The sequence below is a fragment of the Actinophytocola oryzae genome, from assembly GCF_004364325.1.
In the GTDB taxonomy this organism is placed as follows: Bacteria; Actinomycetota; Actinomycetes; order Mycobacteriales; family Pseudonocardiaceae; genus Actinophytocola; species Actinophytocola oryzae.
Genome location: NZ_SOCP01000023.1, coordinates 45,535 through 60,637, shown reverse-complemented (window position 1 = coordinate 60,637; position 15,103 = coordinate 45,535). Strand labels below are relative to the sequence as shown.

15 protein-coding genes are annotated in these 15,103 nt (G+C 69.1%); 11 read left to right on the top strand and 4 right to left on the bottom strand.

Translation table 11 applies throughout. From position 1 onward, the window contains the following. Positions 1 to 31: 31 nt before the first annotated feature. Complete coding sequence (locus CLV71_RS40775; protein ID WP_133908302.1) at positions 32 to 1,348, bottom strand: DUF349 domain-containing protein; 1,317 nt, start codon at positions 1,346 to 1,348, stop codon at positions 32 to 34. Between the two features lie 221 nt (positions 1,349 to 1,569). Here CLV71_RS40775 and CLV71_RS40770 point away from each other — a divergent pair, with 221 nt between their 5' ends. The 5 genes from CLV71_RS40770 (at position 1,570) to CLV71_RS40750 (ending at position 6,595) form a co-directional block, all read left to right on the top strand. Beyond that, on the top strand, positions 1,570 to 2,271 hold the full coding sequence (locus CLV71_RS40770) for a class III extradiol ring-cleavage dioxygenase family protein (protein WP_133908301.1): 702 nt from the start codon (positions 1,570 to 1,572) through the stop codon (positions 2,269 to 2,271). Then, complete coding sequence (gene miaA, locus CLV71_RS40765) at positions 2,268 to 3,158, top strand: tRNA (adenosine(37)-N6)-dimethylallyltransferase MiaA (RefSeq protein ID WP_133908300.1); 891 nt, start codon at positions 2,268 to 2,270, stop codon at positions 3,156 to 3,158. The genes CLV71_RS40770 and miaA overlap by 4 nt, the downstream gene beginning before the upstream one ends. Position 3,159: 1 nt before the next feature. Further along, entirely contained in the window at positions 3,160 to 3,984 is an 825-nt protein-coding gene (gene dapF / locus CLV71_RS40760) for a diaminopimelate epimerase (RefSeq protein WP_133908299.1), read from the top strand. A 123-nt stretch (positions 3,985 to 4,107) separates the two neighbouring features. Continuing rightward, positions 4,108 to 5,520 carry a GTPase HflX gene (gene hflX / locus CLV71_RS40755; RefSeq protein ID WP_243867268.1) on the top strand — a complete coding sequence of 471 codons (1,413 nt, stop codon included), beginning with the start codon at positions 4,108 to 4,110 and terminating at the stop codon, positions 5,518 to 5,520. A 46-nt stretch (positions 5,521 to 5,566) separates the two neighbouring features. Next, positions 5,567 to 6,595, top strand: coding sequence for an SdiA-regulated/phytase-like domain-containing protein (locus CLV71_RS40750; protein ID WP_424923951.1), 1,029 nt, complete (start codon positions 5,567 to 5,569; stop codon positions 6,593 to 6,595). A gap of 58 nt (positions 6,596 to 6,653) precedes the next feature. Here CLV71_RS40750 and lexA read toward each other — a convergent pair whose 3' ends face one another. Continuing rightward, the gene (gene lexA, locus CLV71_RS40745; protein ID WP_208297990.1) at positions 6,654 to 7,349 is read right to left on the bottom strand and encodes a transcriptional repressor LexA; all 696 of its coding nucleotides are present in this window, start codon (positions 7,347 to 7,349) and stop codon (positions 6,654 to 6,656) included. 277 nt (positions 7,350 to 7,626) lie between these two features. Here lexA and CLV71_RS40740 point away from each other — a divergent pair, with 277 nt between their 5' ends. The 3 genes from CLV71_RS40740 to CLV71_RS40730 all read left to right on the top strand — a co-directional run bounded on the left by CLV71_RS40740 (position 7,627) and on the right by CLV71_RS40730 (position 11,943). Beyond that, positions 7,627 to 8,058 (top strand): LysM peptidoglycan-binding domain-containing protein, encoded by a 432-nt coding sequence (locus CLV71_RS40740; RefSeq protein ID WP_133908297.1) that lies wholly within the window; start codon positions 7,627 to 7,629, stop codon positions 8,056 to 8,058. Positions 8,059 to 8,543: 485 nt separating this feature from the next. Further along, complete coding sequence (gene nrdR, locus CLV71_RS40735) at positions 8,544 to 9,014, top strand: transcriptional regulator NrdR (protein ID WP_133908296.1); 471 nt, start codon at positions 8,544 to 8,546, stop codon at positions 9,012 to 9,014. A gap of 112 nt (positions 9,015 to 9,126) precedes the next feature. Further along, positions 9,127 to 11,943 carry a vitamin B12-dependent ribonucleotide reductase gene (locus CLV71_RS40730; protein WP_133908295.1) on the top strand — a complete coding sequence of 939 codons (2,817 nt, stop codon included), beginning with the start codon at positions 9,127 to 9,129 and terminating at the stop codon, positions 11,941 to 11,943. Positions 11,944 to 11,988: 45 nt separating this feature from the next. Here CLV71_RS40730 and CLV71_RS40725 read toward each other — a convergent pair whose 3' ends face one another. After that, positions 11,989 to 12,348 carry a nuclear transport factor 2 family protein gene (locus CLV71_RS40725; protein ID WP_133908294.1) on the bottom strand — a complete coding sequence of 120 codons (360 nt, stop codon included), beginning with the start codon at positions 12,346 to 12,348 and terminating at the stop codon, positions 11,989 to 11,991. Positions 12,349 to 12,410: 62 nt separating this feature from the next. Between CLV71_RS40725 and CLV71_RS40720 the strand changes: the two genes are divergently transcribed. Then, the gene (locus CLV71_RS40720) at positions 12,411 to 13,166 is read left to right on the top strand and encodes a helix-turn-helix domain-containing protein (protein WP_133908293.1); all 756 of its coding nucleotides are present in this window, start codon (positions 12,411 to 12,413) and stop codon (positions 13,164 to 13,166) included. A gap of 25 nt (positions 13,167 to 13,191) precedes the next feature. On the opposite strand, the gene CLV71_RS40715 is transcribed toward CLV71_RS40720, so the two are convergent. After that, the gene (locus CLV71_RS40715; protein WP_133908292.1) at positions 13,192 to 13,620 is read right to left on the bottom strand and encodes an SRPBCC domain-containing protein; all 429 of its coding nucleotides are present in this window, start codon (positions 13,618 to 13,620) and stop codon (positions 13,192 to 13,194) included. 95 nt (positions 13,621 to 13,715) lie between these two features. Between CLV71_RS40715 and CLV71_RS40710 the strand changes: the two genes are divergently transcribed. Together CLV71_RS40710 and CLV71_RS40705 are read left to right on the top strand one after the other, a co-directional pair. Next, positions 13,716 to 14,450: an SDR family NAD(P)-dependent oxidoreductase gene (locus CLV71_RS40710; protein ID WP_208297986.1), complete on the top strand. Its 735-nt coding sequence runs from the start codon at positions 13,716 to 13,718 to the stop codon at positions 14,448 to 14,450. Beyond that, positions 14,440 to 15,021, top strand: coding sequence for a TetR/AcrR family transcriptional regulator (locus tag CLV71_RS40705; protein WP_133908291.1), 582 nt, complete (start codon positions 14,440 to 14,442; stop codon positions 15,019 to 15,021). Before CLV71_RS40710 ends, CLV71_RS40705 begins: the two co-directional genes overlap by 11 nt. Positions 15,022 to 15,103 lie beyond the last annotated feature (82 nt).

The following is a 15,103-nucleotide window of genomic DNA, read 5'->3' as shown; positions in this document are numbered from 1 at the left end:
CCGGCTCGCCCCCCATGTCGTCGACAGAACCTCAGCGGCTGGCGACCGCGTTCTCGGCCGCCGCGAGCCACTCGCGCCACTGTGCGGCCTGGGCCTCGGCCTGCTCCGCCCGGCGCTTGTCGCCCGCGGCGCGTGCCTTGGCCGCCTGGGCCTCGAACTGCTCGACCCGCTCGCGGAACTGCGCCGCCCTGGCCTCGGCCTCCGGGTCGGTCCGGCGCCACTGGGCGTCGGCCGCCTGGCGGACCTTCTCCTCGATCGACCGCAGCCTGCCCTCCAGCTCACGGATCCGGTCACGCGGGACCTTGCCGATGACCTCCCACCGCTCCTGGATCCGGTGCAGCTGGGCCCTGGCGGCGTCCAGGTCGCCAGCGGGGTTGATCTTCTCCGCCTCGGCCAGCAACGCCTCCTTGGCCTTGCCGTTCTCCACCAGCTCCGCGTCCCGCTCGTCGAACACCGACGACCGGCGCGAGAAGAACTTGTCCTGCGCGGCACGGAACTGCTGCCACAGCGAGTCGTCGGCCTCCTTGGGCGCCCGGCCCGCCGCCTTCCACTCCGTCATCAGGTCGCGGTAGGCCGCCGCCGTGCCGCCCCAGTCGTCGGAGTCCGACAGCTCCTCGGCCTGGCGCACCAGCTCCTGCTTGCGCTCCTTGGCCGTCGCCCGCTGACGGTCCAGGTCCGCGAAGTGCGAGCCCCGCCGCCGGTTGAACGTGTCACGGGCCTTGGAGAACCGCTTCCACAACGCGTCGTCGGTCTTGCGGTCGACCCCCTTGATGGTCTTCCACTCGTCGAGGATCGTCCGCAGCCGGTCACCCGCCGCCTTCCACTGCGTCGACGACTCCGCGATCTGCTCGACCTCCTCCACCAGCTCCTGCTTGCGCCCGGTCGCGGCCTGGCGGGCCTCGTCGCGCGCGTGCTTGACCGACTCGACGGCCTCCTGCGCACGCCCCATCACGTGGTCGACCCGCGCCTGCAGAGCCTCGAGGTCGCCCACGAGCGCGGCGTCGGTCAGGCTCTCCTTGATGTGCTTCGCACTGGTGAGGCTGTGCTTGGGATCGCCGGAGCCGGCCTTGAGCCTGGCCTCCAGCAGCTCGACCTCGGTGCGTACGTCGTCGAAGCGGCGCGCGTAGTGCGCGAGCCCCTCGGCAGGCTCACCCGCCTGCCACGACCCGATCGCGCGGTCCCCGTCCGCCGTCTTCACGAACACGGTCCCGTCCGCGTCGACCCGGCCCCACTTCTCCGGGTGGGACGACGCCACCGGGACCGGTGGGGCCGTGGGAGATGGCGCGGAGGGCAACGGCGCAGGGGCGGCCGATTCGTCCGTGGTCGTGTTGTTTTCCGTGTCCGGCATGGCCCGTTCCTCCCGCTGGCGTGCCCGCGTCACCGCGGGCGCCCCGCTCTCACGGGGCCTGGCACTCGTCCGCGTCGCACGCGAGAAGTCGCGCGGCGCACGCGCGCATTCAAACAGGTCACGCCGCGCCCCGGTACTCCAGCATTAACACTGGCAGCAGAGGGTGACGCCCCGAGCCCGGAGAGTTCACATCCTTGGGTGAATGGGTAGCCTCGGGAGCCGTGATCGTCCGTGCTGCCGTGGTCGCGCACCCACCCCTGCTGGTGCCGGAGCTCGTCGGGGGTGGCGACGACGACGCGACCGCCGTCCGTACTGCCTGTCTGGCCGTCGCCACCCGCCTGACCAGCGCGGCTTCGCGCTGGGTCGCCGTGGGGGCCGGCCAGGAGGGGGTGGTCGGCCCGGACGCCGCAGGCACGTTCGCGGGCTTCGGGGTTGACGTCGTGGTCCGGATGAGCGACGCCGCGCGGGGTGTCCCGGACCCGGTGATGCCGTTGCCTGCCCTCGTGGCGGGATGGTTGCGGCAGCAAGTACTTGCCGACGAGGTCACAGTCCACCTCGTGCCCGCCGATCTGCCGCCGGAGGACTGTTACGCGCTGGGCGAACGCATCGCGGGCGACCCGGCGCCGGTCGGTCTGCTCGTGGTCGGCGACGGCTCGCACCGCCACGGCGACCGCGCGCCCGGTCGACCCGACGACCGCGCGGGCCCGTTCGACGACGCCGTCCACGAGGCGCTCGCGGCCGCCGACGCCGAAGCACTCCGGGCGCTCGACCCGAAGCTCGCCGACGAGCTGGGCGCTGAGGGCCGCGCGCCGTGGCAGGTGCTCGCGGGCGCCATGGGTCGACGCCGCTGGACGGGCGACGCGCGGCTCATGGTCCCCTTCGGCGTGGCCTACCATCTCGCCGTGCTGGACCCGACGCCATGAGGCCGATCGCGATCGTCGGCCCGACCGCCACCGGCAAGTCCGCGCTGGCCGTCGCCCTGGCCGAGGAGCTGGGCGGCGAAGTGATCAACGCCGACGCCATGCAGCTCTACCGCGGCATGGACATCGGGACCGCCAAGGTCACGCCGGACGAGCGCCGCGGGGTGCCGCACCACCTGCTCGACGTCCTGGACGTCACCGAGACCGCGTCCGTCGCCGCCTACCAGCGCGACGCACGGGCGACCGTGGAACGGCTCATGGACCAGGGCCGCGTGCCGATCCTGGTCGGTGGCTCCGGGCTGTACGTGCGTGCGGTGCTCGACGAGCTGGACTTCCCCGGCACCGACCAGGACATCCGCACGAGGCTCGAGCGGGAGCTGGCCTCGGCGGGCATCGCGCCGCTGTACGAGCGGCTCACGAGGCTCGACCCGACCGCGGCGGCGGCGATCCTGCCCACCAACGGCCGCCGCATCGTGCGTGCACTCGAGGTCATCGAGCTGACCGGCCGCCCGTTCTCCGCGACCATGCCCCGGCCGGGCCCGACGCGTTACGACACCCGCCAGATCGGCCTCGACCTCGCCACCGAGGAGCTGGACCGGCGCGTCGACGTGCGGGTCACCCGGATGTTCGACCACGGCCTCGTCGACGAGGTGGCGCGGCTGGAGAAGGAGGGCCTGCGGACCGGCCGCACCGCGTCGAGGGCACTGGGCTACCAGCAGGTTCTCGACGAGCTGGACGCCGACCACGACATGGCCGCCGCGGCGGCGGCCACCGCGCAGGCCACGCGCCGGTTCGTGCGCCGCCAGCGGTCGTGGTTCCGGCGCGACCAGCGGATCCACTGGCTGGACGCCACCAGGACCGACCTCGTGGCCGCGGCGCTAGCCTGTTGAAATGGGCATTCCGTTCCTCAAGGGCCACGGCACGCAGAACGACTTCGTGCTGCTGCCCGACCTGTACGCGACGCTCGACCTGACGCCCGCGCGTGTTCGCGTGCTCTGCGACCGCCGCGCGGGCCTCGGTGCCGACGGCGTGCTGCGGGTCGTGCCGTCGAAGGCCGTCGACGGCGCTGAGGACGGCCTCTGGTTCATGGACTACCGCAACGGTGACGGCTCTGTCGCGGAGATGTGCGGCAACGGCGTGCGTGTGTTCGCCCGCTACCTCGTGGACGCCGGCCTGGTCACCGAGCCCGAGTTCACCATCGGCACCCGTGCGGGTGTCCGGCACGTGACCGTCGCGGACGACATCACGGTCGAGATGGGCAAGGTCAGCGTCACCGGGACCTCGCTGGCCACGGTCGCGGGCGCCACGTTCGCCGGTGTCGCCGTCAACGTCGGCAACCCGCACCTGGTGTGCGTCGTGGAGAACGCCCACCGGCTCGCGTCGCTCGACCTGTCCGTCCAGCCCTGGTACGACCCGGAAGCGTTCCCCGAAGGTGTGAACATCGAGTTCGTGGTCATCGAGGCACCCGACCGGCTGCGCATGCGAGTACACGAACGAGGCGTCGGCGAGACCCGGTCGTGTGGCACCGGAACCGTCGCGGCGGTCACCGGCGTGCTGTTCGGCCGGGGTGCGCAGCACGGCGCGGCCACGGTCGACGTGCCGGGCGGCCGGGTGCGGGTGACCGTCGAGCCGGGTGGCTCGACACTGGCCGGACCAGCGGTGTTCACGGCGCGTGGCGAGCTCGACCAGGCCTGGTGGGACCGGCTTTCGGAATAACCCACTCGATCCGGGCGCTGAACCGTGGGAGCATGGGTGTCAGACAGCGACCAACCGGACCAGGGAGGGTTACACCGAGTGACAGAGAATCTCAATCATCAGCAAGCCGACGAAGACGACCGGTTGACTGACCTGGCTGAGCTCTCTGTTGGTGAACTCGACCTCTCCGACCGCGCCGCGCTCCGGCGCATCGCGGGACTGTCCACCGAACTTTCGGACATCACCGAGGTCGAGTACCGACGGCTCCGGCTCGAGAAGGTCATCCTCGTCGGCGTGTGGACCGAGGGCACCGCGGCGCAGTCCGACGCGTCCCTGGCCGAGCTGGCCAGGCTCGCCGAGACCGCGGGCTCGGAAGTCCTCGAAGGGCTCGTACAGCGACGTGAGCGGCCCGACCCGGCCACCTACATCGGCTCCGGCAAGGTTCTGGAGCTGTCCGGGGTGGTCGAGGCGACCGGCGCCGACACGGTCATCTGCGACGGTGAGCTCTCGCCGTCGCAGCTGCGCCAGCTGGAGGCGAAGCTCAAGGTCAAGGTCATCGACCGGACCGCGCTGATCCTGGACATCTTCGCGCAGCACGCGCGGTCCCGGGAGGGCAAGGCCCAGGTCGAGCTGGCCCAGCTCCAGTACTTCCTGCCACGCCTGCGTGGTTGGGGTGAGGCGCTGTCCCGGCAGGCCGGTGGCCGCGCGGGTGGCGGCAACGGCGGCGTGGGTCTGCGTGGTCCCGGTGAGACGAAGCTGGAGACCGACCGGCGGCGCATCCGGCACAAGATCTCCAAGCTGCGCAAGGAGATCACCGCCATGGGCACCGTGCGGGAGACCAAGCGGAGCCAGCGGCGGGCCAACCTCGTGCCGAGCGTCGCGATCGCCGGGTACACCAACGCGGGCAAGTCGAGCCTGCTCAACGCGCTGACCGGTGCGGGCGTACTGGTGGAGGACGCGCTGTTCGCCACCCTGGACGCCACGACGCGCCGGACCACCACGCCGGACGGGAACGTCTACACGCTGACCGACACGGTCGGGTTCGTGCGGCACCTGCCGCACCAGCTGGTCGAGGCCTTCCGTTCCACACTGGACGAGGTCGCCGACTCCGACCTGATCGTGCACGTGGTCGACGGCGCCGACCCGAACCCGGAGTGGCAGGTCGAGGCCGTCCGCGAGGTGCTCGGCGAGATCGCCGAGCGGCGTGACGAGGCACTGCCGACCGAGCTGGTCGTGGTCAACAAGACCGACGCCATGGACGAGCTGGCCCTGACCCGACTGCGGCACCTGTTGCCGCGTGCGGTGTTCGTGTCGGCGCACTCGGGTCTCGGGATCGAGGAGCTGCGCGAGCGGCTGGCCGAGCTGCTGCCGCGTCCGGAGGTCGAGCTGGACGTGCTCGTGCCGTACGCGCGGGGCGAGCTCGTGGCCAGGGTGCACCGCGACGGCGAGGTCCTCGCCGAGCGGCACACCGAGCACGGCACCCAGCTGACCGCCAAGGTCAAGCCGGACCTCGCCGGTGTTCTGGAGAGCTTCATCGTCAACGGCACGTCTCTGTAACCTCCGATAACGTGGGTTCCCGGTGGGATCCACGGGAGGTGTGCGGGTGCGGTCGGTCATGCTCGTCGTCATGCTGGGGCTGTTGTTCGCAGCCCCGGCATCGGCCGACCCGGTACCGGCGGCCGTCCCCGCCTGCACTGTCACCGATCCCCGGCTCGCCGAGCTGTCGGGTCTCGTCGCGGACGACCAGCACTGGTACGCCATCACCGACGGCGGCACGTCCGCGAAGGTCTGGGTGCTCGGCAAGGACTGCCAGGTGCAGGACTCGATCACCGGCGCGGTCGACCCGTACGACGTCGAGGACCTCGCCCGTGGCGCGGACGGGACGTTCTGGCTCTCCGACACCGGCGACAACGACGAGGACCGCGACACCATAGCGTTGATCTCACTGACCCCCGCGGGCGAGGCCGCCATCCACCGGCTCACCTACCCGGACGGCAGACACGACGCCGAGGCACTGCTGCTCGATCCCGCGGGCGTGCCGTACGTGATCACCAAGAACCCGCTCGGCACCGCGGACGTCTACCGCCCGGCCGGGCCGCTGGCCTCACCGGGGCCGACACCGCTCACACATGTTGTCTCGGTGCGGTTGAGAAGCACGGACACGCCGGGCGGACCGGTGCCGGGCGTGGTGGGTTCCGTGGTGGTGACCGGAGCTTCGACCAGTGCGGACGGCACGGCCATCGCGTTGCGCACCTACACCGACGCGTACGTGTTCCCGATGCGTGACGGCGACGTGGTGGCGGCGCTCGAGGAGAAGCCGGTGCGGGTGCCGCTGCCGAACGAGCCGCAGGGCGAGGCCATCGCGTTCCAGCCGGACGGGTCACTGGTGTCCGGGTCGGAGTCGGGCCGGGAGAACGCCGCGCAGTCCATGAACGTGGTCGCGGGCGCGGCGGCGCTGGTGGCACCCGAGCCGCCGCCCGATGTGACGAAATCGCGGTCGGCGTCGAAGGTCTCCGGCAAGCAGGAGGAGAAGGAAGGGCTGGCCGCCATCCCCGCCGCGGCCGTGACGGTTGCCGTCATCGGGGTGATCTATTTGCTGTTCCGCTCGATGCGCAGGCGGAGGACGAATTGACGAAAACGAGCGGCGACCGTGGGGGAGGCTGCGTGGTCCACGGTCGCCGCCGCGCTTTCTAGAGCCTGCGCAATACAGCCACGACTTTGCCCAGAATCGTGGCGTCGTCACCGGGAATCGGTTCGTACGCCTCGTTGTGGGGCATCAGCCAGACGTGGCCGTCCTTGCGCTTGAACGTCTTGACCGTCGCCTCGCCCTCGATCATCGCGGCGACGATCTCGCCGTTGTCCGCCGTCGGCTGCTGCCGTACCGCGACCCAGTCGCCGTCGGTGATCGCCGCGTCCACCATCGAGTCACCGGCGACCCGCAGCAGGAACAGCGAGCCTTCACCGACGATCTCCCTCGGCAGCGGGAAGACGTCCTCGACGGCCTCCTCGGCGAGGATCGGCCCACCCGCGGCGATCCGGCCCAGTACCGGGACGTCCACTGACGGGTAACGGCTCGCTGGAGGCGCCTCCAGTGTCGCGGTGGCCGTGACGGTGGACGGGTCCACGTCCGGGGGCAGCACCCCGATGGCGCGTGGCCGGTTCGGGTCCCGCCGCAGATAGCCCTTCTGTTCCAGCGCTCGTAGCTGGTAGGCGACCGAGGAGGTGGACGTGAGGCCGACCGCCTCACCGATCTCTCGGACGCTGGGCGGGTAGCCGAAACGCTCCACCCAGGTGCGGATGACCTCCAGAACCTCCTTCTGGCGGATCGGGAGCTCCTCCGCGTCAGCTTGCGCGACGTCGGGGAAACTGCGTAGGTTGCCCCGCAACGGCTTCCTCTTGGGAACGCCCTTCGGTATTCCGCCTGGTTTGCGTGGCACGGTATGCCTCCCTGCGCGCCGGTCCGCCGTGCATGGCGGCCGGAATGTTCGTGTTCGTCACCGACGTTATCCGTAGGTCACCTGGAGATCAAACACCTGTTCGACGACACGCCGTGTAGGTCTCGTTTTTTGTCGGTGCTCCGTGGTACAAAATCGCACGGAGGTTCGATCGAACGACTGTTCGACCCTTCGTACGGTTGTTCGAGAGTGGTCTGGAGGTTTACCCATGAGCGTGGTGACACACAAGCCGCAGGTCGAAGCGCCCATCCCGGTCACCCGACCCGGGCAGGCGGTCCGCAGGGGCGCCATCGGGCGCCCGCCGACGCGTGCCCGGGTGGCAGGCGCACCTCGGGTGCTGGCGCGCCGCAACTGCCCGCCGCAGGGGCCCCGGCTGTCGGTCGTCTGCGTCCTGGCGCTGGCCACGGTCGCCTGTGCCGCCGTGCTCGGTCTCGGGGCGTTGGCCGGGTCGGTCGGGCCGTCGGTGCCCTCGGAGACGAAGGTCGTCCGGGTGCTGCCCGGTGAGAGCCTGTGGGAACTGGCCGGGCGGGTGGCGCCGACTTCGGACGCCGCTGCCGTCGTCGAGCGGATCCGGGAGCTGAACGGCGTCGACGGTGCCGTGCACCCCGGACAGCCCCTGACCGTGCCGTTCTCTCGCTGACGCTCTGCTGCTGAGTCCCTTGTGGAGTGGTCTGGCCACTGTCCACACGCGCCTTCCGTGAGTTTGCTTCTCTGGTCTGGCTTCTTGTCCGGTGGTCCGGGTTCGCCCTGTCGCCGGGCCGGCGTGTCGAACGCCCTTCGGGTGTGAGTCGAACACTTCTGCAGGACCTCTGGTCTGACCGCCGCCCCGACCCCGCGGCTCCCAGCTGGTCCGTTACTCTCCGTCCTTCGGTGCTCTCCGTCCGGGCGTCGAGAGTCTGCGGATGTCACCCGGAAGTGGCACTCAAGGAGTGGCCTCACCCGTAGTGGCGTCCGTCACCCCGGGCAGCACGCCCGCGTGTCGCGCCCGTCTCGACTTGCATCATGTGGCGCCTGCGCCTACCGTCGACCCCAACATCTAGTAGTTACAGTGCTGTAGTTCATCCACAGGTGGGGGTGGACTTATCCACCGGTTGTCCACAAGTTGATCACCAGAAGGGGTGACCCATGCGCTGTCCGTTCTGTCGGCATTCGGACTCGCGGGTCGTCGACTCGCGTGAGGTGGACGACGGACAGGTGATCCGGCGCAGGCGGTCCTGCGCCAAGTGCAGCCGGCGGTTCACGACTGTCGAGGAAGCGGTCCTGGCGGTCGTCAAGCGGTCCGGTGTGACGGAGCCGTTCAGCCGCGAGAAGGTGGTCTCCGGCGTGCGGCGTGCCTGTCAGGGGCGCCCGGTCGACGAGGACGCGCTCCAGCAGCTGGCGCAGAAGGTCGAGGACACCATCCGCTCGACCGGCGCCGCCGAGGTGCCGAGCAACGAGGTGGGTCTTGCGATCCTCGGCCCCCTCCGTGAGCTGGACGAGGTCGCGTACCTGCGGTTCGCCAGCGTGTACCGGTCGTTCTCGTCCATAGAGGACTTCGAGAAGGAGATCGCCGGCCTGCGCAGGGCGGTCGAGCAGAGCGAAGAAGCGAATGAGTAGAAGCCGTATCACGCGGCGCTATGCGGTTGGCAGAAGGTCACGGCGGGCGGTTGGTCCGTACACGGGAGCGAACGCGACCACACCGACAAGAGCGAGTAACGAGGGAGAGGCCATGACGGAGACGGTGGGGACCGATCAGGAGACAGCACCCGCGGTACAGAAGGGACTCGCGGTCGAGCGCGTGTTCACCACCGAGGGTGTGCACCCGTACGACGAGGTCACCTGGGAACACCGCGACGTGGTGATGACCAACTGGCGCGACGGCTCGGTCAACTTCGAGCAGCGGGGCGTCGAGTTCCCCGAGTTCTGGTCTGTCAACGCCACGAACATCGTCACCAGCAAGTACTTCCGCGGCGCCGTCGGCACGCCGGTGCGCGAGCACTCGCTGCGCCAGCTCATCGACCGCGTCGTGAAGACCTATGTGGACGCGGGCGTCGAGCACGGCTACTTCGCCACCCAGGACGACGCCACGATCTTCGAGCACGAGCTGACCTGGATGCTCATGCACCAGGTGTTCAGCTTCAACTCCCCGGTGTGGTTCAACGTCGGCACCAGCTCTCCCCAGCAGGTCAGCGCCTGCTTCATCCTGGCCGTCGACGACACGATGGACTCGATCCTCAACTGGTACCGCGAGGAAGGCCTCATCTTCAAGGGCGGTTCCGGCGCGGGCCTCAACCTCTCGCGCATCCGCTCGTCCAAGGAGTTGCTGTCCTCGGGCGGCACCGCCTCCGGCCCGGTCTCCTTCATGCGTGGCGCCGACGCGTCCGCAGGCACGATCAAGTCCGGTGGCGCCACCCGTCGCGCCGCGAAGATGGTCGTGCTCGACGTCGACCACCCGGACGTCGAGGAGTTCATCGAGACCAAGGCCAAGGAGGAGGAGAAGATCCGCGTCCTGCGTGACGCGGGCTTCGACATGGACCTCGGCGGTGCCGACATCACCTCGGTGCAGTACCAGAACGCCAACAACTCGATCCGCGTGTCGGACGACTTCATGCACGCCGTCGAGCAGAACGGCCCCTTCGGACTCCGCGCCCGCACCACCGGCGAGGTCATCGAGGAGATCGAGGCCAAGAACCTGTTCCGCAAGATGGCGAAGGCCGCGTGGGACTGCGCCGACCCGGGCATCCAGTACGACGACACGATCAACGACTGGCACACCTGCCCGGAGTCCGGCCGGATCACCGCGTCCAACCCGTGCAGTGAGTACCTGCACCTGGACAACTCCAGCTGCAACCTCGCGTCGCTGAACCTGATGAAGTTCCTCCGCGAGGACGGCACGTTCGACTCCGAGCTGTTCACCCGCTCGGTCGAGCTGGTCATCACCGCGATGGACATCTCCATCTGCTTCGCGGACTTCCCGACCGAGCCGATCGGCGACACCACGCGCAAGTTCCGCCAGCTGGGCATCGGCTATGCCAACCTCGGCGCGCTGCTCATGGCCACCGGCCACGCGTACGACTCCGAGGGTGGTCGCGCGCTCGCCGCCGGCATCAGCTCGCTGATGACCGGCACCGCCTACCGCCGCTCCGCCGAGCTGGCAGGCGTCGTCGGCGCGTACGAGGGCTACGCCCGCAACGCCGACGCGCACCAGAAGGTCATGCGCAAGCACGCCGCGGCCAACGACCTGATCCGCACCTACCACAAGAACGACGCCGCGGTGCAGCGCCGTGCGACGCAGGAGTGGCAGGACTGCCTGCGGATCGGCGCGGCGAACGGCTGGCGCAACGCGCAGGCCTCGGTTCTGGCACCGACCGGAACCATCGGCCTGATGATGGACTGCGACACGACCGGCATCGAGCCGGACCTGGCGCTCGTCAAGTTCAAGAAGCTCGTCGGCGGCGGCTCGATGCAGATCGTCAACCAGACGGTGCCGCGCGCGCTCACCTCGCTCGGCTACCAGGACGAGCAGGTCGAGGCGATCGTCGAGTACATCGCGGAGCAGGGGCACGTCGTCGACGCCCCCGGCCTGCGTCGCGAGCACTACGAGGTGTTCGACTGCGCCATGGGCGAGCGGTCGATCGCCCCGATGGGCCACGTCCGCATGATGGCCGCGGTCCAGCCGTTCATCTCGGGCGCCATCTCCAAGACGGTCAACATGCCGGAGTCGGCGACCGTCGAGGACGTCGAGGAGATCTACTTCCAGGGTTGGAAGCTGGGCCTCAAGGCACTGGCCATCTACCGCGACAACTGCAAGGTCGGCCAGCCGCTGTCCGCCGGCAAGGGCGCGAACAGGGGTGCGGAGCCGGAGAAGGTCATCGAGTACCGGCCGGTCCGCAAGCGTCTGCCCAAGAAGCGTCCCTCCCAGACAGTGTCCTTCACGGTCGGCGGTGCCGAGGGCTACCTGCACGCGGGCTCGTACCCGGACGACGGCCTCGGCGAGATCTTCGTGAAGCTGGGCAAGCAGGGCTCGACCCTGGCCGGCGTGATGGACGCCTTCTCCATGTCCATCTCGGTGGGTCTGCAGTACGGCATCCCGCTGGAGTTCTACGTCTCGAAGTTCCAGAACCTGCGCTTCGAGCCTGCCGGTATGACCGACGACCCGGACGTCCGCATCGCGACGAGTGTCCTCGACTACCTGTTCCGCAGGCTGGCCCTGGACTACCTCCCGTACGAGAAGCGTGCCCAGCTGGGCATCTTCACGGCCGACGAGCGCTCCGCACAGCTGAACAACGACTACGGTCCGTCCGGCGACGTGGACCTGGAGGGCATGCGCGGCTCGGTCGAGGCGAGCCCGGCGAGCCCCGCGCGTCCCGCCGTGGAGGCCGCGAAGCCGGACATCAAGGAGGCCCACAGCTCGACCGAGCTGCTGGAGCTCCACCTCGGCAAGGCCGCCGACGCCCCGCTGTGCATGACCTGTGGCACCAAGATGCGGCCCGCGGGCTCGTGCTACGTCTGCGAGGGCTGCGGCTCGACGTCCGGCTGTAGCTGACCTCGGTCCCGGGGTGGGTGGCGTCCACTCACCCCGGGTATCCGGTCAGAACATCCCGTTGGGCACGGCCGCCGGGTCGGGCACGGGCTGGACCACGTCCCAGTGCTCGACGATGAGACCGTCCTCGAGGCGCCAGATGTCCACCACCGCCGCACCGCGTTCGTCGTCCGCGCGGGTCGCGTGGTGGTGGACCATCACGTAGGGGCCCTCCGCGACGATCCGTTTCACCGTCATCCGTGACTCCAGCAGCGGCGACCGCGTGAGGAACTCGACGAACTCGTCCCTCCCGGACGGGTTGCCCGGGCTGTGTTCGAGGAAGTCCTCGTGCAGCAACGTCCGCAGCGCCTCGACGTTCCCCGACGCGAACTCCTTCAGGCCTCGCTCGATCAACTCCTTGTTGTTCATGGCGCACACCGTGGCAGCCGATCGGGCGGCGAGTCGATTACCTCCCAGGTAAGACTGGTGTCATGCACGTCGGCACCCTCCTCCGCGAATGGCGGCACCAGCGCCGCCTCAGCCAGCTCGAACTCGCCAGCCAGGCCGGCGTGTCCACTCGTCACCTGAGCTTCGTCGAGACCGGACGGACCGCGCCCAGCCGTGCGATGGTGCTCCACCTGGCCGACCACCTCGACGTCCCGCTCCGCGACCGAAACGCTCTCCTCGTGGCCGCCGGCTTCGCCCCGGCGTACCGCGAGGAGCCCGCTGCCGCACAGGCGATGCTGGACCGGGTCCTCACCGGACACGAGCCGCATCCCGCACTGGCCGTCGACGACCGTTGGTATCTCGTGCAGGCCAACCGGTCCGCCGAGATCTTCTTCGCGGGCGTCGCACCCGCGCTCCTCGAACCCCCGGTCAACATGATGCGGCTCGGCCTCCATCCGGACGGCTTCGCGCCGCGCCTGCGCAACCTCGCGCAGGTCCGCGCCTTTCTGCTGCCGCGTCTGGCTCGCCAGGCAGCCCGCACTGGCGACCCCGAGCTGCGCGCACTCCACGAGGAGCTGCTGACCCACGGTGAACCAGGCGAGCCGCCGGAGCCGACCGACATCGCACTGCCGATCGAGATCACCCACCGCGGCGTCGACCTCACGTTCATCAACACCATCACGACCTTCGGCACCGCGTTCGACATGACCCTGGCCGAGATCGCGATCGAGACCTACCTTCCCGCGGACGAGCGCACAGCCGCCTTCCTGACGACTCACACCTTCGAAGCGGCCGAGTAGTGAGCTGGCTCAGGGGCAGAAGGTCTCAGGCGGACTCCACTCGCTCCTTCAGCGCCGCGTTGAGCGTGCGGAAGTCTCGCTCCGTCTGGTCGATCGTCGTGCGCAGCAGGGGGACCAGCACACCGCGGAACACCTCGCTCTGCTCCAGCCGGGTGCCGTCACCGACCGTGGACAGTGCGAACCGGTGCTCGCCGCTGAACAGCCACGACCAGCGCAGCGCGCCGAGCCACCGCAGCTCGGCGTTCTCCCGCACCGAACGCACCTCCGGGGTGAACGTCTGTTCCTTCTCCCCGCCGAGCAGCATCCGCAGCGTCAGGGTCTCGCCGACCGCGAGCTTCCCCTCGGCGTCGGTGATGAACGGGTTCCACTCCGGGTAGGCGGCGAAGTCGATCAGCACCGCCCACACGGCGGCAGGCGCCGCGTGGATCTCGGTCTCAGTGTGGATCACGCGCATACGCGCCAATTTAGCGGACCGGCGTGACCTGTCATGAACTAGAAGGTTGTTCTAGAATATCTCTACAGTTAGTGTGTGGCATGCGTACAGCGGTGGTGACGGGCGGCAACCGGGGAATCGGCTACGCGGTCTGCGAATCGTTGACACGTGAGGACTTCCACGTCATCGCGGTGGTGCGCGACCCGACGGCGCCAGTGCCGCCAAGAGTGGAGAGGCTACGAGGCGACCTGTCGTCCCGCCGAACAGTGGCCCAGCTGGCGGAGGCGCTGGCGGGCACCACCATCGACGTGCTGATCCACAACGCGGGCATATGGCCGACCCGCCTGCGCCGCAACGAGGACGGCATCGAGGAGTCGTTCGCCGTCAACCACCTGGCCCCGTTCCAGCTGAACCTGGCACTGGAACCTCGATTGCGTCGAGTCGTGCAGGTGAGCGCGGGCCTGTACGTGAAAGGCGACGTGGACCCCGGCAAGACCCCGTGGGGCAAGGACTTCCACCGGCTTCGCACGTACTGTCACACCAAACAGGCGAACCTGCTGATGGTGAAGGAGTTCGCCCAACGCTGGCAGGAGGTGACGATCGATGCCATCCACCCGGGCGTGATCCGCACCAACCTGGGTGATCCTGGCGGTGCGCTGGGACTGGTGCTGCGTGCACTGAAAAAGACCTGGTCGCCAGTGGCCGAGGCCGCGCCCCCGATAGTCGATCTGGCGACCGCTGAGGGGACGGGCCGCTACTTCAACGTGACAGCGGAAGAACCCTTACCGGAGAATCCCGAACTCTCATCGCGACTGTGGGAACAGGCAAGGAAGCTGACCGGTGCCGACTAAACAACGCAGAGGAGAGGAAACGAGGAAGCGCCTGCTGGAAGCCGCACTTCTAACCCACGAACGGGGAGAGTTCACGGTGCAGGCCGTACTGGCGGAAAGCGGCGTCAGCCTGGGTAGCCTGTACCACCACTTCACCAACTTCGACGGCCTGGCAGCGTCTTCGTATGCGAAATGCATGGCAGAGCTGCTGGATCACCTCGTGGCGGAACTCGCAAGGACGAGAACCGCCAGGAGAGGCGTGGAAGCAGTGGTGAGGGCCTACCTGTCGTTCGTGGTAGACCAGTCGTCGAAGGCCCGTTTCATCCACGCGTCGGCCTATGCCACCTACCTCCCGGCCTACAAAGAGCTGATCGCGGAGACGAAGAAAGTCCGAATGGCACGGATGGCGGAGTGGCTGGCGCCCCACGTAGCGGCGGGCACCGTGATCCCCCTGCCAGACCCACTTACGGAAATGCTCCTGATAGGCCCGGTAGCGGAACTGTCCCGTCGCTGGCTCACCGACCCCACCATCGACCTGGAGAAGGCGGCCGGGCTTCTCCCTGCGAGGATCTGGGCAGCCCTGGCCGCCTGACTCGCCCGCACCGAATGTTGTGGTCGCGAGTCACCGGAACATGGAGTCGGAAAGGAAGTCGACGCCGATCCCGAGGGGGATC